At 64.2% G+C, this 17644-nt stretch carries 20 protein-coding genes; 13 read left to right on the plus strand and 7 right to left on the minus strand.

Features of this window, described 5'->3' with window-relative positions; all coding sequences use genetic code 11:
- The first annotated feature begins 107 nt into the window (after window positions 1–107).
- From P1U48_RS07105 to P1U48_RS07150, 11 genes are all read left to right on the plus strand, one after another.
- Window positions 108–458 (plus strand): hypothetical protein, encoded by a 351-nt coding sequence (locus P1U48_RS07105; protein ID WP_301068242.1) that lies wholly within the window; start codon window positions 108–110, stop codon window positions 456–458.
- A 181-nt stretch (window positions 459–639) separates the two neighbouring features.
- Window positions 640–1674: a TRAP transporter substrate-binding protein gene (locus tag P1U48_RS07110; protein ID WP_301068243.1), complete on the plus strand. Its 1035-nt coding sequence runs from the start codon at window positions 640–642 to the stop codon at window positions 1672–1674.
- A gap of 60 nt (window positions 1675–1734) precedes the next feature.
- The gene (locus P1U48_RS07115) at window positions 1735–2319 is read left to right on the plus strand and encodes a TRAP transporter small permease (protein WP_301068244.1); all 585 of its coding nucleotides are present in this window, start codon (window positions 1735–1737) and stop codon (window positions 2317–2319) included.
- Window positions 2316–3638, plus strand: a complete 1323-nt coding sequence (locus P1U48_RS07120; RefSeq protein WP_301068245.1) for a TRAP transporter large permease — start codon at window positions 2316–2318, stop codon at window positions 3636–3638. Before P1U48_RS07115 ends, P1U48_RS07120 begins: the two co-directional genes overlap by 4 nt.
- A gap of 77 nt (window positions 3639–3715) precedes the next feature.
- Window positions 3716–4483 (plus strand): SDR family NAD(P)-dependent oxidoreductase, encoded by a 768-nt coding sequence (locus P1U48_RS07125; protein WP_301068246.1) that lies wholly within the window; start codon window positions 3716–3718, stop codon window positions 4481–4483.
- Window positions 4484–4486: 3 nt separating this feature from the next.
- Complete coding sequence (locus P1U48_RS07130; RefSeq protein ID WP_301068247.1) at window positions 4487–5251, plus strand: crotonase/enoyl-CoA hydratase family protein; 765 nt, start codon at window positions 4487–4489, stop codon at window positions 5249–5251.
- 1 nt (window position 5252) lies between these two features.
- Entirely contained in the window at window positions 5253–5726 is a 474-nt protein-coding gene (locus tag P1U48_RS07135) for a MarR family transcriptional regulator (protein WP_301068248.1), read from the plus strand.
- Window positions 5723–7525, plus strand: a complete 1803-nt coding sequence (locus P1U48_RS07140) for an AMP-binding protein (protein WP_301068249.1) — start codon at window positions 5723–5725, stop codon at window positions 7523–7525. The genes P1U48_RS07135 and P1U48_RS07140 overlap by 4 nt, the downstream gene beginning before the upstream one ends.
- Before the next feature lie 9 nt (window positions 7526–7534).
- Complete coding sequence (locus tag P1U48_RS07145) at window positions 7535–8407, plus strand: amidohydrolase family protein (protein WP_301068250.1); 873 nt, start codon at window positions 7535–7537, stop codon at window positions 8405–8407.
- A 143-nt stretch (window positions 8408–8550) separates the two neighbouring features.
- A complete protein-coding gene (locus tag P1U48_RS18180) occupies window positions 8551–8775 on the plus strand; it encodes a hypothetical protein (protein ID WP_366142869.1) in 225 nt (74 codons plus the stop codon).
- 59 nt (window positions 8776–8834) lie between these two features.
- The gene (locus tag P1U48_RS07150) at window positions 8835–9809 is read left to right on the plus strand and encodes an SLAC1 anion channel family protein (RefSeq protein WP_301068251.1); all 975 of its coding nucleotides are present in this window, start codon (window positions 8835–8837) and stop codon (window positions 9807–9809) included.
- A 79-nt stretch (window positions 9810–9888) separates the two neighbouring features.
- Here P1U48_RS07150 and P1U48_RS07155 read toward each other — a convergent pair whose 3' ends face one another.
- From P1U48_RS07155 to P1U48_RS07170, 4 genes are all read right to left on the minus strand, one after another.
- Entirely contained in the window at window positions 9889–10098 is a 210-nt protein-coding gene (locus tag P1U48_RS07155) for a Trm112 family protein (protein ID WP_301068252.1), read from the minus strand.
- Window positions 10095–10736 (minus strand): LON peptidase substrate-binding domain-containing protein, encoded by a 642-nt coding sequence (locus P1U48_RS07160; protein WP_301068253.1) that lies wholly within the window; start codon window positions 10734–10736, stop codon window positions 10095–10097. Before P1U48_RS07160 ends, P1U48_RS07155 begins: the two co-directional genes overlap by 4 nt.
- Window positions 10737–10762: 26 nt before the next feature.
- A complete protein-coding gene (locus P1U48_RS07165; RefSeq protein WP_301068254.1) occupies window positions 10763–11692 on the minus strand; it encodes a tetratricopeptide repeat protein in 930 nt (309 codons plus the stop codon).
- A 170-nt stretch (window positions 11693–11862) separates the two neighbouring features.
- Window positions 11863–12651 (minus strand): exodeoxyribonuclease III, encoded by a 789-nt coding sequence (locus P1U48_RS07170; RefSeq protein WP_301068255.1) that lies wholly within the window; start codon window positions 12649–12651, stop codon window positions 11863–11865.
- A 195-nt stretch (window positions 12652–12846) separates the two neighbouring features.
- On the opposite strand from P1U48_RS07170, the gene P1U48_RS07175 reads away from it, so the two are divergent.
- Entirely contained in the window at window positions 12847–13581 is a 735-nt protein-coding gene (locus tag P1U48_RS07175) for a hypothetical protein (protein WP_301068256.1), read from the plus strand.
- Here the strand turns inward: P1U48_RS07175 and P1U48_RS07180 are convergent.
- Together P1U48_RS07180 and P1U48_RS07185 are read right to left on the minus strand one after the other, a co-directional pair.
- Window positions 13569–14060 carry a RidA family protein gene (locus P1U48_RS07180; protein ID WP_301068257.1) on the minus strand — a complete coding sequence of 164 codons (492 nt, stop codon included), beginning with the start codon at window positions 14058–14060 and terminating at the stop codon, window positions 13569–13571. The two genes, P1U48_RS07175 and P1U48_RS07180, sit on opposite strands and share 13 nt — an antisense overlap.
- A 57-nt stretch (window positions 14061–14117) precedes the next feature.
- Entirely contained in the window at window positions 14118–15806 is a 1689-nt protein-coding gene (locus P1U48_RS07185) for an acyl-CoA dehydrogenase family protein (RefSeq protein WP_301068258.1), read from the minus strand.
- A gap of 158 nt (window positions 15807–15964) precedes the next feature.
- On the opposite strand from P1U48_RS07185, the gene P1U48_RS07190 reads away from it, so the two are divergent.
- Window positions 15965–16732 (plus strand): sulfite exporter TauE/SafE family protein, encoded by a 768-nt coding sequence (locus P1U48_RS07190; protein ID WP_301068259.1) that lies wholly within the window; start codon window positions 15965–15967, stop codon window positions 16730–16732.
- Between the two features lie 101 nt (window positions 16733–16833).
- Here P1U48_RS07190 and P1U48_RS07195 read toward each other — a convergent pair whose 3' ends face one another.
- Window positions 16834–17400, minus strand: a complete 567-nt coding sequence (locus P1U48_RS07195; RefSeq protein ID WP_301068260.1) for a DUF3859 domain-containing protein — start codon at window positions 17398–17400, stop codon at window positions 16834–16836.
- Window positions 17401–17644: the final 244 nt, after the last annotated feature.

A 17644-nucleotide genomic window follows, 5' to 3' on the forward strand; every position in this document is an offset into this window, starting at 1 on the left:
AGTGATTTGTTGATAGATTGTTTCCGGCGGTTGCCGAATGCAGGTGGCAAGAAACTTGACCTGCCCCTCTGATCGGGCATTGTGGCAGGCGCAAGCGAGGGCACCAAATGTCGACTTATCTGTCAAAAGAACTGAACGAAGGGCTGCAAGCTGCCCATCGGCTGGTCCGTGCCCGCAACAGCCGGATGCGGGTGCGCAACGGGCAAGACGTCTATCCGGTGATCCGGTTCTGGGATGCCGGGTTTTCTGTCGAGGCCGAGGTGGCGCCACATCTGCGCGGATTTGTCGATATTCTGGACGGCGGCCGGCATTTGTTTCAATGCCTGATTGTCGCCTCGGATGAAGAGGCCGGCGAGATCCGTTATGAGTTCAAGCGCGCCACCGCTGCGAGTGACACCGCGCCGCTGGATTTCGCGCCAGCCTGTGATGCGCCGGTCGGGTTGATCGGCAAATCCTGACCCCGGGGGCCAGCGGCATCTGATCCGGTGGATCCACGGCCCGGATTGCGGGGGCAAAAATGCTATGAGTCATAACAATTATTGACTCTAACTTAATCCACTTGCACATTGTGCGCGACGGCAATAACCCCGGGGCATCGATCCGATCTCGGGCAATGTCGGCTTTTTTTGGGGGGCATTTATGACCAAATTCACGACCTTTTCGCGTGGCCTGGCGGCGAGTGCCGTCGTTGCCATCCTGGGCACCGCCGCGATGGCGCAGGAGGTGACGCTGAAACTGCACCAGTTCCTGCCGGCACAGGCCTCGGTTCCAAAACATGTCCTGGATGTCTGGGCCGACAAGGTTGAGGCCGACAGCAAGGGACGCATCAAGATCGAGCGTTATCCTTCGATGCAGCTTGGCGGTCGTCCGCCCGAGCTGGTCGACCAGGTGATCGACGGCATCGCCGACATCATCTGGACCCTGCCCGGCTACACACCGGGACGTTTCCCCTCGACCGAGGTGTTCGAACTGCCGTTCATGATGACCAATGCCGAGGCCACCAGCCGTGCCTATTGGGATCTGGCGGAAAAGCATTTCATGGATACCGATTTCGCCGACTTCAAGATGCTCGGGCTCTGGGTGCATGGTCCGGGGGTGATCCATTCGACCGACCCGGTGACCACGCCGGCAGATCTGAACGGCGTGAAGCTGCGCGCGCCGACGCGGATGACCAACAAGCTGTTTACCGAGCTGGGCGCGACCACGGTCGGCATGCCGGTTCCGGCGGTGCCCGAGGCGTTGTCCAAGGGGGTGATCGATGCCACGGTGATCCCGTGGGAGGTGACGTCGTCGCTGAAGGTCGGCGAACTGGTGCACAACCACACCGAGTTCGGCAAGGATTCAGTTTACACCGCGACGTTCATCTTCGCGATGAACAAGGGCAAGTATGATGCGCTGCCGGATGACCTGAAGAAGGTGATCGATGACAACTCGGGCGCCGATTTCTCGGCCTTCGCGGGCAAGGTGATGCAGGACTACGACGCTCCGGCCCGCAACATCGCCATGGATCTGGGCAACACCATCATCACCCTGACGCCTGAGCAGGTCGATGTCTGGCGCCAGGCCTCGGCCGGGATCGAAGGCGGCTGGATCGACGAGATGTCCGCAGAGGGCATGGATGCCAAGGCGCTGGTCGAAGAAGCCAAGGCACTGATCGCCGAATACACCAAGTAACCGACTGGCGCGGCGCCCCTTGATCGTGGCGCCGCTGCCCTCTCTTGCAAGGGGTTGGCGATGCACAGGCTTGCAATCGGCTTGGCCCGCGGGATGGCCGTATTGGGTGGCATTGTTCTGTCTGCCCTGATCCTGCTGACCTGCGTTTCCGTTTTGGGCCGGTTGATCAACACCATCCTGCATTCCGGCTGGATCGAGGCCGTGGCCGGCGATTTGGCCACGACGCTGCTGGCGACTGGTATCGGCCCGGTGGCGGGCGATTTCGAACTCGTCGAGGCCTGCATCGCCTTTGCCATCTTCGCCTTCATGCCATTGGCGCAGGTCAGCGGCGGGCATGCCTCGGTGGATATCTTTACTTCGGGCCTGTCGGAACGGACCAACCGGGTGCTGACCCTGATCTGGGAGCTGCTGTTTGCGGCGGTGCTGATCACGATCGCCTGGCGGCTCTATGCCGGGATGGCGGCCAAGATGCGCTATGGCGAAACCACCATGCTGCTGCAATTCCCGATCTGGTGGGCCTATGGCGCCAGCTTCTTTGGGGCCGCCGTCGCCGCACTGATCGGGGTCTATGTGGCGATTGCACGCGCGCTGGAAGTGGTGACCGGCCGGATCATACTGCAGGCGGCCGGGGGGGCCGGGCATTGAGCAATTTTGAAATCGGGCTCTATTCCTTTCCGCTGCTGCTGACGCTGATCTTTCTGCGGATGCCGATCGGGCTGGCGATGTTCAGCGTCGGTTTTGGCGGGCTGGTGCTGCTGACCGATGGCACCCTGGTGCCTCTGGCCAAGATGAAAACGCAAACCTATTCGACGTTTTCCAGCTATTCGCTGTCGATCGTGCCGATGTTCCTGCTGATGGGGCAATTCGCGACGTTGGGGGGGATGTCGCAGGCGCTGTTCAAGGCGGCTGAAAGCTTTCTCGGCCACCGCAAGGGCGGCGTCGCCATGGCTGCGGTGGGGGCCTGTGCCGGCTTTGGCGCGATCTGCGGCAGCTCGCTGGCCACCGCCGCCACGATGGGCCAGGTCGCCCTGCCGGAACTGCGCCGCTATGGCTATTCCGGCGGCTTTTCCACCGCCACCCTGGCCGCGGGCGGTACCCTTGGCATTCTGATCCCGCCCTCGGTGATCCTGGTGATCTATGCGATCTTGACCGAACAGAACATTGCCAAGCTGTTCCTGGCTGCCTTCATTCCCGGCATCCTGGCCGCCATCGGCTATATGATCACCATCTCGATCTATGTGCGGCTGAATCCGAACAGTGCGGGCACCAAACCGGCGCTGCCGATGGCCGAACGCTTGCGGGCGCTGATCGATGTCTGGCCGGTCCTGATGGTGTTCCTCACCGTGGTCGGCGGGATCTATATGGGCTGGTTCACCCCGACCGAGGGCGCCGCCATCGGGGCCTTTGGCACCGGGCTGATCGCGTTCCTGAATGGCGGTCTGCGGGGCCGGGCCTGGCTGAACAGTTTCTATGCCACCGCTCGCAGCACCGCGATGATCTTTTTCATCGTTCTGGGCGCGGCCTTTTACAACGGTTTTCTGGCCCAGACCCAGGTGCCGCAAGAGCTGAGCCGCTGGGTGGTTGAACAGGGCCTCAGCCCCTGGGCCGTGCTGTCGATCATTCTGGTGCTCTACCTGATCTTTGGTTGCCTGATGGACAGCCTGTCGATGATCCTGCTGACCATCCCGATCTTTTTCCCGATCGTGTCGACGCTGGATTTCGGCCTGAACCCCGAGGAATTCGCCATCTGGTTCGGGATCATCGTGCTGATCGTCGTCGAGGTCGGATTGATCACCCCACCGGTGGGAATGAACCTGTTCGTGATCAACTCGATGGATCGCGAAACCCCGATTTCCAAGACCTATGGCGCGGTGATGTATTTCGTCGCATCGGATGTTGTCCGGGTGGTCTTGCTGGTGGCGTTCCCGGGGATCACATTGGTGTTGTTGCGTGCCTTTCACTAGGCTCGAGTCGGTGCGGAGCGATCCGCGCGTAAATGGTTATCGCGCATGACAATTATGGCGCAGGATGGGAGTAGATAATGGACATTAAAGGTATCACGGCACTGGTCACCGGCGGTGGCAGCGGTCTGGGGGCGGCGACGTCGCGGCATCTGGCGGCGCTCGGTGCCAAGGTTGGGGTCTTGGACTTCAACGCCGAAGGCGCGGCCGCAGTGGCCGAGGAAATCGGCGGCATCGCGCTGTATGTGAATGTGTCGGACGAGGATCAGGTCGAGGCGGCGTTCGAGAAATTCGCCGATTGGGCCGGGTCGATGCCGCGTGTCGCGGTCAATTGCGCCGGGGTCGGCACCGCCGCCCGGGTGGTGAACCGCGACGGCAAGCTGGCCATCGACGCGTTTCGGCGCACCATCGAGGTCAATCTGATCGGCTCTTATATCGTGCTGTCGAATGCGGTGCGCGGCATGGCGGCGCTGGATCCGCTGGGCGCGGATGGCGAACGCGGCGTGGTCATCAACACCTCCTCCGTCGCTTATCAGGATGGCCAGCTGGGTCAGGCGGCCTATGCCGCCTCCAAGGGCGGGATCGCGTCGCTGTCGCTGCCGGTCGCGCGTGAAACCGCGCGGTCGGGGATCCGGGTGATGGCGATTGCGCCGGGGCTGTTCGCCACCGCCATGGCCGCCGGTCTGCCCGAAGAGGTGCAGCGCGGGATCGAAGCGAATATTCCCTTCCCGCCCCGCTTTGGTGATGCCGAGGATTACGCGCTGCTGGTTGAACAGATCATCCGCAACAAGATGTTGAACGGGTCGGTGATCCGTCTTGACGGCGCCGTGCGCCTGCCACCGAGGTAAGCCATGAGTGTTGTTCTGAAAATCGAGATCCGCGACCGGATTGCCATTCTGACGATGAACCGTCCGGACAAGCGCAACGCGATGTCCGACGGGCTGCTGGCGGCGCTGGACGGGTTCTTTTCCGCCCCGCCCGAAGGCGTCAAGGCGGTGATCCTGACCGGCACCGCCGGGCATTATTGTTCGGGGCTCGACCTCTCGGAACATGTGGCGCGCGATGCCGAGGGCACGCTCCGGCATTCGCGCGGCTGGCATGCGGTGATGGACCGGATCCAGTATTCCGGCCTGCCGGTCGTCAGCGCCATCTTTGGCGCGGCGATTGGCGGCGGACTGGAGCTGGCCAGCGCCACCCATGTCCGGATCGCCGAACCCTCGACCATCTTTCAACTGCCCGAGGGGCGGCGCGGCATCTTTGTCGGCGGCGGTGCGAGCGTCCGTGTCGGGCGCATCCTCGGGGCTGACCGGATGACCGAGATGATGCTGACGGGCCGCAAATACGGCGCCGAGGAGGGGCTGCGGCTGGGCCTGTGCCATTACGCGGTGGGCGAGGGCGAGGCGTTTGAGCTGGCGCTCGACCTGGCCGGCAAGATCGCCCAGAACGCCAGCCTGTCGAATTACATCATGATCCACGCGATCTCGCGGATTTCGGATATGAGCCGCGCCGACGGGCTGTTCACCGAAAGCCTGTCCGCGGCCATCGCCCAGACCAGTGCGGATGCCGAAGAGGGGCTGCGCGCCTTTCTGGAAAAGCGCCCGCCCGAGTTCCGCTGAGATGCCGCGCGCCTTTGCCTCTGTGCCAACCCGGCTCGGGGCGCCGGATCGCCGTCTGCGGCAATTGACCAGCTATTCGCTGAAACGCGCCTATCACCGGCTGCAATCGGATGCGGCGCGGGTGCTTGAAGATCTGGGGCTGCGGATCACCACCTATTCGGCGCTGGCGATTGTCTGTGACATGCCCGACCTGCGGCAAAGCCAGCTGGCCGAGGCGCTGTCGATGGAACGCTCGAACACGGTGGTGATTGTCGATGCGTTGGAACAGGCCGATCTGATCGAACGGCGTCGGGTCGAACATGACCGACGCGCCTATGCATTGCGCGCCACGGCGGCGGGGCGGCGCCTGTGCGATCAGGCGACCGAGGCGCTGCACCGGCACGAGGCCGAAATGCTGGCGCCGCTGAATGACAAGGAGCGCGGGGACTTGATGGACCTGCTGCGCAAACTGGACGGAGGCGTTGACGGATCATGAGGAAAACCGGCGCACTCGTTCCGCAACGGATGCTGGTTGAAACCCGCGCCGATGGCACTCTGCTGCTGACCAGCCCGCTGCTGTTGGGCCCGGTGGCAAATTGCAGTGGCGACTGGCTGGACCATTGGGCGGCCGAGACCCCCGAGGCGGTGTTCCTCGCCGAACGCGATGGCGAAGGCTGGCGCGAGATTGGCTATGCCGAGGCCCGCACCAGGGTGCGCAGTCTGGCAGGCTGGCTGCTGGCGCAGGGGCTGCGCCCCGGCGATGTCGTTGCGATACTGTCGGGCAATGGCGTCGATCACGGGCTGCTGGCGCTGGCCGCGCAATATATCGGGCTGGTCTCGGCCGCCGTGGCCGAACAATACACCCTGATCCCCGGCGCCCATGACCGGCTGGGCCATGTGCTCGACCTGGTGCAGCCGAGGTTGCTGTTTGTCGATGACGCGGCCCGCTATGGCCACGGCCTGATGCTGGCGGCGGCACAGGCGGTGCCGGTTCTGGCCTCTGACCCCGCAGGCGCGCCGCGCGCGGTTACCGCGATGGCCGAGGCCTATGCGCATGGTGATGCGGGCGTCGATGCCGCCCGCGCCGGAGTCGGGCCGGATACGCTGGCCAAGATCCTGTTCACCTCAGGCTCGACCAGCCATCCCAAGGGGGTGCCGACAACCCATCGGATGCTGTGCGTCAATCAGGAACAGCTCGCCGCCTGTTTCCCGCTGTTGAAACAGCGCCCGCACCGCATTGTCGACTGGCTGCCCTGGAACCATGTCTTTGGCGGCTCGCATAATTTCAACATGATGCTGGCCAATGGCGGCGCGCTCTATATCGATGACGGCAAGCCGACCGAGGCGCTGTTTCCCCGCACCCTGGAAAACCTCAAGATGCGCACCGGGTCGCTCAGCTTCAATGTGCCGATCGGCTATGCCCGGGTGCTTGAGGCGCTGCGCGGTGATGATGATCTGCGCCGCGATTTCTTTGATGGGCTGGATTTCTTTTTCTACGCTGGGGCGTCGCTGCCGCAAGACATCTGGTCGGGACTTGAGGCGATGGCCCGGGACGAGATTGGCCGGGTGCTGCTGATGGTGTCGTCCTGGGGGATGACCGAAACCGCACCGGCCTGCCTTCTGGTGCATGAGCCGGTGTCGGAATCCGGCATTGTCGGCACCCCGGTGCCCGGCGTCACGATCAAGCTGATCCCCGAGGACGGCGACCGGTTCGAATTGCGGGTCAAAGGCCCGAATGTGATGACAGGCTATTACCGGGACGAAGAGAAAACCACCGAGGCCTTTGACAGCGAGGGCTATCTGATTTCCGGCGATGCGGTGAAATTCGCCGATCCCGCCGATCCGGACCGGGGCCTGCGCTTCGATGGCCGGATTTGCGAGGATTTCAAGCTGACCTCCGGCACCTGGGTGCGCGCCGCCAATGTGCGCAACGGGGTGCTCAAGGCATTGGACGGCATTGCCGCCGATGCCGTGGTCACCGGCCATGATAGGGGCGAGGTTGGGGTGTTGATCGTGCCGGTCCGACCGGTGAATGGCCCCGAGGGGGGCGTGGTCGATGATCCGGCTCTGGTCGCCGAGATTCGCACCCGGCTGGCGGCGCTGGCCGAGGGCGCGACCGGATCGTCCAACCGTGTCACCCGCGCCCTGATCCTGGCCGAACCGCCGTCACTGGCCGATCACGAGATGACCGCCAAGGGCAATCTGAACAACCGCAAGATCCTGACCCGCCGCGCCGCGCTGGTTCAACGTCTGTATTCCGCCGACCGGTCCGACCCGGCGGTGATCATCGTCTGAGGAGGCCCCATGGTCGATCTGTCCAAAGTCCGCGCCATTGATATCCACACCCATGCCGAAGAACCCTGCGGCTGTCATGCCGATGACGGCTATGACGATCTGCAATCGACCATGGCCAGCTATTTCGGCGCGCCCTGGAAACATCCGCCGACGATCGCGGAAACCGCCGCCCATTACCGCGAACAGAACATCGCCGCGGTGATCTTTCCGGTCGATGCCGAGCGCGAGACCGGCTATCGGCGCTATTCCAACGACGAGGTCGCCGAACAGGTGGCCGCGCACAGCGACGTTCTGATCCAGTTTGCGAGCATAGACCCGTGGAAGGGCAAGATGGGCGTGCGCGAGGCGCGCCGGTTGATCCGCGAGTACAAGATCAAGGGGTTCAAGTTCCACCCGACCATGCAGGGGTTCTGGCCCAACGACCGCATGGCCTATCCGCTCTACGAGGCGCTGGAGGAGGAGGGCTGCATCGCGCTCTTTCACACCGGGCAGACCGGGGTCGGATCGGGCATGCCGGGCGGCAACGGGATGCGGCTGAAATACTCCAACCCGATGGTGATCGACGACGTGGCGGTGGATTTCCCGGATCTGAAGATCATCCTCGCCCACCCGTCCTTTCCCTGGCAGGAAGAGGCGCTGTCGGTCGCCCAGCACAAGCCGAATGTCTATATCGACCTGTCTGGCTGGTCGCCGAAGTATTTCCCTGAAATCCTGGTGCGCTACTGTAATTCGATCCTGAAAAAGAAGGTGCTGTTCGGGTCCGATTGGCCAATGATCTCGCCCGAGCGATGGCTGGGGGCGTTCGACCAGATCGCGATCAAGGACGAGGTCCGCCCGGATATCATCAAGAACAACGCCGCAAGGCTGCTGGGGCTGGCGTGAGCGGCCCGCAGCTGCCCGCCCGGGGAGTTCCGGCCGGATCCTGAACCTCGGCGCGGATTGGCCGATGATCTTTCCCGACGGCACCGCCGATCTGGACATCCGTTTTGCCTTTGAGTTGAAAGCCCTTTGGCCCGCCCGAGGTGATGGCGCGGCTGGCGGCGGGTGAGGTGGTGGACCCATCCGACTGCTCGATGCGCCGAACCGCATGGCTGGCAACCGGGGCGCCGGACTGGGCCTGGGCGAACCGAACGCTGTTTGTCGGCCCCGAGGCAAGGTTGGCGCAGGGGGGTGTCGCTTTTCGCCATCGCGGCCATCGAATAGTGCGGCGCCCGGCCATTTGGGCCATCGCATCCCCGGGTTCGGTGTGATATGCGGATTACTGAATGTAACTTGGCCGGGCCTGACCGGCGCAAGCGGAGCCTCTGCGATGACCGAAACCGACCAACCCGTCCCGATCTCATCCCTGGAACATTACCCGATCAGCTTTTTCGCGGTGTCGATGGGGCTGGCCGGTCTGGCGCTGGCCCTGCACGCGGGTGAACAGGCGCTGGGCCTGACCGGTACCCTGTCCGGACTCGCGGCGGGTGCGACCGTCCTGGCCTTTGTCGCGATTGCCGCCGCCTATCTGCTGAAACTCGCCCGCTACCCCGGCGCGGTGTGGGCCGAATGGCATCATCCGGTGCGGCTGGCCTTTTTCCCGGCGATCTCGATCTCGCTGCTGCTGCTGGCGGCCATCGCCCATGGCCGCGGGCTGGCCTCGGCGCATGTGCTCTGGGTCTTGGGCGCGGTGGGGCAGTTCGTGCTGACCCTGACGGTGGTGGCCAGCTGGATCGGCACCCGGTCGTTCCAGCACGGGGCGCTGAGCCCGGCCTGGTTTATCCCGGCGGTGGGCAATGTGGTGGTGCCATTGGCCGGGGTGTCGCTGGGCTATGTCGAGCTGAGCTGGTATTTCTTTTCGGTCGGCGTGGTGTTCTGGGTGATCCTGCTGACGCTGGTGATGAACCGGATGATCTTTCACGACCCGTTGCCGGGGCGTTTGCAGCCGACACTGGTGATCCTGATCGCGCCGCCTGCGGTGGCCTTTGTGGCCTGGCTGCAGTTGGCTGGCGGCGTCGATGCCGTCGCCCGCATCTTTGTGAACACCGCCTGGTTCTTTGGCTTTGTGGTGGCGACGCAGGCGCTGAAACTGGCGCGATTGCCGTTTGCGCTCAGCTTCTGGGCGCTCAGCTTTCCTCTGGCTGCGCTGAGCATCGCAACCCTGCGCTATGCCGCTCTGATCGGATCGGAACCGCACCGCATCGCCGGGCTGGCGTTGTTGGCGCTGTTGCTCCTGGTGATCGCCGGGTTGCTGCTGCGCACTGCGCGGGCGATGTTCGCGGGCGAGGTCTGCCTGCCGGAATGAGGCCGGGCCAAAATTCTTGGCCAAGAATTTTCGCGCCGCTCGATCGGCGGGCGGCAGGCCAGGCCGGGTGCGCCCGCCCTCAGGTGTCGATCGGGCGCGCCTCGCTGACCAGCATCACCGGGATGCCGTTGCGGATCGGATAGGCCAGCCCGGCGGCCTTGCTGATCAGCTCTTCGGCGGCGGGGTCATAGCTGAGCGTTGCCTGGGTCTGCGGGCAGACCAGCGCTTCGAGCATGCGGCGGTCAAACCCCGGGGCGACGGGGGCGCTATCGGCGGGGGTCTCATTCATTGCAGGATCTCCTTGCCGGGTCCGCCGCGCAGGGCGAATTCGATCAATGTGGTCAGGGTTTCGCGGCGGGTGCAGAGCGAGGGCGCCTCAAGCAGCGCCTGCTTGTCCTCGGGGTCAAAGCGCAGCAGCATCGAGAGCGAATTGATCAGCAATTCATCCTCGGCTTCGTTCAATGTTTCCCAATCGGTGTCGAGGTTTTCCTCAGCGAAGTAGCGTCCCAGCAGGTCCAGAAACGCCCGTCGGTCAAAGCCGGGATCGCTGTCGCCGGGGCCGAGGTCACGTTCGAACCCCTGCCAATCGACCTTGCAGCGCCGATAGGGGGTAAAGCCCTGCACTTCGGACCGGATGCGAAAGCGCGAGATCCCGGTGAGGGTGATCATATAGCGCCCGTCCTCGGTTTCCGAAAACTGGGTGACCCGCCCGGCACAGCCGATGTTTTGCAGCTTTTGCGACCCGTCGGGGCATTCATAGGGCTGGATCATGCCGATCAGCCGCTGCGGGGTTTTCAGCACGTCCTCGAACATCGCCAGATAGCGCGGTTCGAACAGCTGCAACGGCAGCCGCGAGCGCGGCAGCATCAGCGCGCCGGGCAGCGGGAACATCGGGATCACCTCGGGCAGGTCGATGGGTTTGGTCATAAGCCGAATTTAGTGCGCCGGAGCCGTCAGACAAATATCATCGAGCTGAGCCTGCGGCGACCGTTCAGCACAATCGGGTCCTGCGGTTTCAGCGCGTCAAAGATGGTGAACAGCTGCGCCCGGGCGGCGCCGTCGTTCCAGTCCCGGTCGCGCCGGAACAGATCGAGCAATTCATCGACCGCCGCCGCGACCTCGCCATGGGCGTGCAGCGCCAGGGCCAGGTCGAACCGGGCCTGAAGGTCATCAGGATTGGCGGCAACCGCAGCGCGCAGGTCATCGACCGGCCCGGCTCCGGCGGCCTGTTTGGCCAGTTCGATCTGGGCATGCGCCGCCTCAAGTTCCGGCGCGGTCGAGATTTCGGCCGGGGCGCCGTTCAGGATCGCCTCGGCCTGATCGAGTTGATCCAGCGCCAGATGCGCGCGCACCAACCCGCCATAGGCGGCGGCGTTCAGCGGATCCTCTTGCAGGATCGCGGCAAAGGTCTGTGCCGCGTCTGCGGCGGCGCCCTCGCTCAGCATGTCTTCGGCAGCGGCAACCGCCTCGTCCAGCCCGCCGCTGGCATCGCCGCCTGCCGCCTCGATCGCGCGCTTGATGAAATCGTCAATCTCGCTGGCCGGGACCGCGCCCTGGAACATGTCCACCGGGCGGCCTTTGACAAAGGCGACGACGGTCGGGATCGATTGCAGCGGCAGCCCCTGCTGGCTCAGCGCCTGGGCCAATCGCTGGTTGGCATCGACATCGATCTTGGCCATTTTCACGGCGCCCTTGGCCTTGACCACCGCCGCTTCGAGCATCGGGCCGAGCGTTTTGCACGGGCCGCACCAGGTCGCCCAGAAATCGACGATCACCGGCACCTCGTTCGAGGCGTCGATCACATCGGCCATAAAGGTGGCTTCGCCGACATCCTTGATCAGGTCGGCGGCGGCGGGGGCTTGGTTCTGACCCAGTTCGAGCATGGCAATCGTCCTTTTGTCGGTTTGCTCTTATATGGACGCGCCGGACCTGAGTTCCAAGCCCGCAGAAGGTGGAGAACCGCGTTGAAAATCGGCAAGGCGATGGAAACTTCATGGGTCTGGCTGAACCGCGCGGCGCTGCCGATCCCGGCGCATCACGCGGGCTGGCTGCGTTACAAATCAAACGTCGCGAACACCGGGGCGTGGTCGCTGGGTTTTTCCCAGCCGCGGGCGGCGCGCAGGACGCGGCTGGAATGGGCGGCGTTGGAGATGTCGGGGGTGGCCCAGACGTGATCCAACCGGCGGCCCTTGTCGGCGTTGGACCAGTCGGGGCTGCGGTAAGACCACCAGGAATAGAGACTGCCCTCGGGCAGGTCCTGGCGAGTGATATCGACCCAGCCGCCGGCGTCCTGGGTCTGGGCCAGCTGTTCGACCTCCACCGGGGTATGCGACACCACCTTGAGCAATTGCTTGTGGTTCCAGACGTCATCTTCGCGCGGGGCGATGTTGAGATCGCCGACGAGGATCGATTTCTCCGGTTTTTCGGCAAAGAACCAGTCGCGCATCTCGGTCAGGTAGTCGAGTTTTTGCCCGAACTTCTCGTTCTTGCTGCGGTCGGGAATGTCACCCCCGGCGGGGACATAGAAATTGTGGACCGTCACCCCGTTCTCCAGCCGACCGGCAACGTGGCGGGCATGGCCGAGGGCGGCGAAATCCTGATCGCCCGCGTCCTCCATCGGCAGTTTCGACAGGATCGCGACGCCGTTATAGCCCTTTTGCCCGCGCGCCACGAAATGGCGATATCCGAGCGCGGCAAAGGCCTCGAACGGCATCTTGTCGACCGGGCTTTTGCATTCCTGCAGGCAGAGCACATCGGGCGCCTCTTCGGTCAGCAATTTGGCAACCAGCGCTTCGCGCAGGCGGACCGAGTTGATATTCCAGGTGGCGAGGGTAAAGGGCATCGGGCGGCTCCGGTTGCGAGGGGATGGCGCTTGGGTCGGGTGTCGGGCAGGGTCTGTCAAGCCCCGAGAGGTCGGGGCGGGGCAAGTTAAACCTCGGATTTACCATATTTGGCGTATATGGAGGGAAAGGATACAAGATCGGGCCGGAGGCGGCACGGTACAGGCGATGAGGGCAGCACGTTGGCGAGGCAGCAGATGATCGTGGCGGAATCCATCGGGTTCGCGGCAACCCATACCATTTCCAGCATCCTGGCGGATCTGCCCGGCTATCGGGTGACGCATGGGTCGCAGAATTTCGAAACCGGGGTGCCGATTGGTGCCGGATCACAGACCCCCGCCGGTTTTGCCGCCAGCATGGTCGCCGCCAAATCCGCCGGTCAGCGGCCGGTGGCGCTGCACACCAATTTCGACCCGCGTCAGTTCCTGCCCGCCTGTCAGGCGCAGGGGGTGCAGTACGGGCTTCTGGTGCGCCGCCCCGAGGCGCAGATCGAAAGCTGCTATGCCTGGGCGCTGACCAAGGTGCTGACCGGCGATGACCAGATGTTGCTGGTGGCGCTGAAGGCCGGGTTGCAGCCGCTGAATGACCTGCGGATCCGGGCCAGCCTGCCGAACCTTCTCTATGCCTATGCGCTGATCCATGTCTGCCAGTTCAACCTGGCGGCGGTCGAGGCCGGGGCGGCGTTCATGCAGATGGAAACCCTGCTGGCCGATGAATCGGCCTTTCGAGCGGCCTTTGCGGTGCCCGACGAGGTGCCGATCGCACATTTTTCCGGCGAGGCGCGGCATCTGGCCTCGCACCGCGCCAAGCCCGAGCTTGAGGCGGTGGCGGCGCCGGAGCGTGAGGCCATTCGCGCCGCGATGCCGGTGTCGGTGGGGGCGGTGCGGACCTCGGTTGGGCAATTGGCGGCGCGCCTCGGCTACGTCGCCTGACCGTCCGGGTGCCGTGCCACGGCGCGGATTTCCAGCAGACCGCCGGGCACGATCAATTCCGCCACGCCAATGGCGGTCCAGGCCGGGTAGGGCGCGATCAGGTAGCGGTCCTTGACCCTGACGAAGGCCTCCATATGGCGTGCCATATCCAGGTGATAGGTGGTGATCTCGACCAGATCACACAGATCCGCGCCTGCCGCGCGCAGGATGGCGCGCAGCGCTTCGAAGGCGGTGGCGAATTGGCCCTCAGGATCGCGGACGGCTTGCAGATCCTCCAGCCCTGACTCCGCACTGGCGGTGGCCGCCTCTGCTCCGCTCAACCCGCTTTGGCGGTTGAAATCGGGGGTGTCGCCGCCGGGGCTGGTGCCGATGATGCCGGAACAAAAGATCAACCCGTTGGCGATTGTGGCCGGGGCGAAATGCCAGCTGTCATAGACGCCTTGCAGGGCGGGCGGGATGATACGGTCGATCTCGGGCATGGCGCGGCTCGGCTGGGTTTTGGGGCAGGCGCTTTTGCGCCCGCCCCGATCCGATCCTCAGCTCAGCAAACGCCGGGCGATGACCTGGGCCTGAATCTCGGCGGCGCCCTCAAAGATATTCAGGATCCGCGCATCGCAGAGCACCCGTGACACCGTATATTCCAGGGCAAAGCCGTTGCCGCCGTGGATTTGCAATGCGTTGTCGGCACAGGCCCAGGCGATGCGGGCGCCCAGCAGTTTCGCCATCCCGGCCTCAAGATCGCAGCGCCGGTCATGGTCTTTTTCATAGGCGGCGAAATAGGTGAGCTGCCGGGCGACCATGATCTCGACCGCCATCATCGCCAGCTTGCCCGACACCCGCGGGAAATTCACCAGCGCCTTGCCGAATGCCTTGCGGTCCAGCGCATAACGCATCCCGAGGTCGAGCGCGCATTGTGCCACGCCGATGGCGCGGGCGGCCGTCTGGATGCGGGCGCTTTCAAAGGTCTGCATCAGCTGGCGAAAGCCTTGGCCTTCGACCCCGCCGAGCAGGTTTTCGCCCTTGACGTGAAAGCCGTCAAAGCCAAGCTCGTATTCCTTCATGCCGCGATAGCCGAGCACCTCGATTTCGCCGCCGGTCATGCCTTCGGTCGGGAACGGGTCGGCGTCGGTGCCGGGGATCTTTTCGGCCAGGAACATCGACAGGCCGGTGTGGTCGGTGGTGTTCGGATCGGTGCGCGCCATCACCGTCATCACATGGGTGCGGGCGGCGTGGGTGATCCAGGTCTTGTTGCCGGTGATCGCGTAATCGCCGGACTCGCCCTTGACTGCGCGGGTGCGCAGCGCGGCGAGGTCAGAGCCGGTGTTGGGCTCGGTGAAAACCGCCGTCGGCAGGATTTCCCCGCTGGCGATCTTCGGTAGCCAATGGGATTTCTGTTCGTCGGTGCCGCCGCAGAGGATCAGTTCTGCCGCGATCTCGGAGCGGGTGGCGAGTGAACCAACGCCGATATAGCCGCGCGACAGTTCCTCGGACACCACCACCATCGACGCCTTGGACAGGCCAAATCCGCCGAGGTTTTCCGGGATTGTCAGGCCAAAGACGCCCATTTCCGACAATTCCTCGATGATTTCCATCGGGATCAATTCGTCCTTGAGGTGCCAGTCGTGGGCAAAGGGTTCGACCTTGTCGACCGCATAGCGGCGGAACTGCTCGCGGATCATCTCAAGCTCGTCATCCAGGCCGGAGGCGCCGAACATCGTGGTCCCTTGCTGTTCAACCATCAGCTCGGCAAGGCGCGTCCGGGCGGCCTGGGTGTTGCCGCCCTGGGTCAGGGCCATCACCGCATCCGACATCAGGCCGCGCTGGTCGTCCTGGGTCAGGCCAAGGTCCTGCAGGCGGACAATTTCGTTTTGCGACATCTGGATGCCGCCGTAAATCTGCCAGAGGTATTCGCCAAAGGCGATTTGCTGCAGCAGCTGTTCAAGCTCGCCAAATGTGTCGGCCGCGGACATCCGTTCGGCCCATTTCTGCATCTGGCGCAGCGCCTCGACATAGGTTGCCAGCCAGGCCAGCCCATGGGTCGCGGTCTGTTCGGCCTCGACGGCGGCGGCGCTGACCCGGCCGTCCTTGCCAAGCAGGTCCTTCTGGCGCGTTACAGCCATTTCCAGGATCGCCTCGACCGGGCCGAGGGCGGCGGCGGTGAGTGCCAGAAGATCAGGGAGGATCGGGGTCTCCGGGTTCGTCATATCCTGTCCGTCATGCGCCATGAATCATACCTTTCGTTGTCCGGTTCCGCTTAGCCATTTTGCAGGCGCAGCACAACATTGACGCCTGTTTAACGCCTGTGTGTCGATGAGTCTGGTTCTATTGTTGGGCGCGGGTTTTTCCAGTGGCGGATGGTCGCGGCAACGCGTATTTCGCCGACATGGATGCCATTTTTTCGCTGATGTCACCGCAGGTCTTTGTGATCTGCATGCTGGTCGCCGCCTTTGCCGGGATGATCAAGGGCTTGGTTGGCTTTGCCATGCCGATGATCCTGGTCTCGGTGCTGGGGTCAATTGTCGGGCCGGAACTGGCACTGGCCGGGCTGATCCTGCCGACGGTGCTGACCAATGGCTGGCAAGCGTTGCGCCAGGGTTGGGCGGCGGCCTGGGACAGCGTGAAACGGTTCCGGCTGTTCCTTGTGGTTGGTTTTGTGGCGCTGATGATTTCGGCGCAGCTGGTGCGGGTGATGCCGGAGCGGCTGATGCTGATGCTGATCGGGGTGCCGATCACCGGCTTTGCCGCGCTGCAGGTGGCGGGCGTGGCGCTGCGCCTGCCGGGCGCTTCGCGGCGGATCGAGGTGATTGTGGCCGCATTCGGCGGCTTCATCGGCGGGTTTTCCGGGGTCTGGGGACCGCCGACGGTGGCCTATCTGAACGCGCTGGACACGCCCAAGAACGAACACGTACGCATCCAAGGGGTAATTTACGGGCTGGGCGCGCTGGCCCTTCTGGGCGCGCATGTGGCCTCTGGCGTGGTGCGTCAGGACACCTTGCCGTTCTCGGTGGCGCTGCTGGTGCCGGCCCTCGGCGGGATGTGGGTCGGGCTGAAACTGCACGACCGGGCCGATCAGGCGACATTTCGCAAGGCCACCGCGCTGGTGCTGCTCATTGCCGGGCTGAACCTGATCCGACGTGGGGTTTTCGGTTGAGCTGACGCGGCGGTCGAGCCCGGAATGAAGGCCGGGCAAAACAGGCGCTGTTGCGGCCGTCCGGGGGGCTGGAAGAGGGCGGGCACCGCCCCCGGTCGCAATCAGCTCAGCAGCGCCGGGCCTTTGCACATCTTGGTTGAGATCAGGCTCTGGTCGGCGGGCACCACGGTGAAATCATGGCTCAGCAGGATTCCCCCCTCGACCTCGATGGCCAGGTTCCACCGACCCGGCTGCATCTCATAGGTTTCGTCGAAATCGAACTGGGTCATGCTGGTGAAATCGCTTTCCAGCGTGATCGCATAGGTTTCGCGGCTGACCGGCGGGGTGCCAAACGGCGGGTGGGTGATCACCACCCGGGCCATCCGGGTCGCTTCGCCCGGGGCCAGCCGGAACCGCATGCCAAAGCCGAGGCCAAGCTCGGCGGGCACCACATCGGTGTGGAAATCCACCGGCGGGTTGCCCGACACCAGATCGATAAAGCCGCGCTCGGTGTCCGGCGCCTCGATCCGTCCGACCGGTTCGTCGGGGCAGAACACCCCGAAATCTTCCAGGATTACTGGCGGTAAAACGTAATTGCCGGATTGGGCAAGGGCAGGGCTGGCTCGCATGGCCAGAACCAGCAGGCCATGCAGAGGCAGCCGCAGCCGCCGGTTGGTCCGAAAGTTCAATGGATTTTCCTGCACGAACACCTGCGCCCTGCCTCAGCGGAGGGGGCATCCCGCCGCATGGGCCAGCTTAACCACCTAGATCGGCTCTGCAAGGCGGTCAGGGTGTCTGGCGCACAGGGGCCGGACAAAATCCTGTGTGAGGTGAAAATCCAACCGATGCCGGGCAAGCGATTGCCCGGGCTTGCACACGATCAGGTCGGAGAAGGGGCCGACGCGCCGACCCGGATGGGTCAGCGCGGTGGCC

Origin of the sequence: Pseudooceanicola sp., assembly GCF_029213205.1 — a bacterium.
In the GTDB taxonomy this organism is placed as follows: Bacteria; Pseudomonadota; Alphaproteobacteria; order Rhodobacterales; family Rhodobacteraceae; genus Pseudooceanicola.

Excerpts from the sequence above, each read along its gene's own strand:
- P1U48_RS07105 (WP_301068242.1), top strand. The coding sequence starts at position 108 with ATGTCGACTTATCTGTCAAAAGAACTGAACGAAGGGCTGCAAGCTGCC.
- P1U48_RS07110 (WP_301068243.1), top strand. The coding sequence starts at position 640 with ATGACCAAATTCACGACCTTTTCGCGTGGCCTGGCGGCGAGTGCCGTC.
- P1U48_RS07115 (WP_301068244.1), top strand. The coding sequence starts at position 1,735 with ATGCACAGGCTTGCAATCGGCTTGGCCCGCGGGATGGCCGTATTGGGT.
- P1U48_RS07125 (WP_301068246.1), top strand. The coding sequence starts at position 3,716 with ATGGACATTAAAGGTATCACGGCACTGGTCACCGGCGGTGGCAGCGGT.
- P1U48_RS07130 (WP_301068247.1), top strand. The coding sequence starts at position 4,487 with ATGAGTGTTGTTCTGAAAATCGAGATCCGCGACCGGATTGCCATTCTG.
- P1U48_RS07135 (WP_301068248.1), top strand. The coding sequence starts at position 5,253 with ATGCCGCGCGCCTTTGCCTCTGTGCCAACCCGGCTCGGGGCGCCGGAT.
- P1U48_RS07140 (WP_301068249.1), top strand. The coding sequence starts at position 5,723 with ATGAGGAAAACCGGCGCACTCGTTCCGCAACGGATGCTGGTTGAAACC.
- P1U48_RS07145 (WP_301068250.1), top strand. The coding sequence starts at position 7,535 with ATGGTCGATCTGTCCAAAGTCCGCGCCATTGATATCCACACCCATGCC.
- P1U48_RS18180 (WP_366142869.1), top strand. The coding sequence starts at position 8,551 with ATGGCGCGGCTGGCGGCGGGTGAGGTGGTGGACCCATCCGACTGCTCG.
- P1U48_RS07150 (WP_301068251.1), top strand. The coding sequence starts at position 8,835 with ATGACCGAAACCGACCAACCCGTCCCGATCTCATCCCTGGAACATTAC.
- P1U48_RS07155 (WP_301068252.1), bottom strand. The coding sequence starts at position 10,098 with ATGAATGAGACCCCCGCCGATAGCGCCCCCGTCGCCCCGGGGTTTGAC.
- P1U48_RS07160 (WP_301068253.1), bottom strand. The coding sequence starts at position 10,736 with ATGACCAAACCCATCGACCTGCCCGAGGTGATCCCGATGTTCCCGCTG.
- P1U48_RS07165 (WP_301068254.1), bottom strand. The coding sequence starts at position 11,692 with ATGCTCGAACTGGGTCAGAACCAAGCCCCCGCCGCCGCCGACCTGATC.
- P1U48_RS07170 (WP_301068255.1), bottom strand. The coding sequence starts at position 12,651 with ATGCCCTTTACCCTCGCCACCTGGAATATCAACTCGGTCCGCCTGCGC.
- P1U48_RS07175 (WP_301068256.1), top strand. The coding sequence starts at position 12,847 with ATGATCGTGGCGGAATCCATCGGGTTCGCGGCAACCCATACCATTTCC.
- P1U48_RS07180 (WP_301068257.1), bottom strand. The coding sequence starts at position 14,060 with ATGCCCGAGATCGACCGTATCATCCCGCCCGCCCTGCAAGGCGTCTAT.
- P1U48_RS07185 (WP_301068258.1), bottom strand. The coding sequence starts at position 15,806 with ATGGCGCATGACGGACAGGATATGACGAACCCGGAGACCCCGATCCTC.
- P1U48_RS07190 (WP_301068259.1), top strand. The coding sequence starts at position 15,965 with ATGGATGCCATTTTTTCGCTGATGTCACCGCAGGTCTTTGTGATCTGC.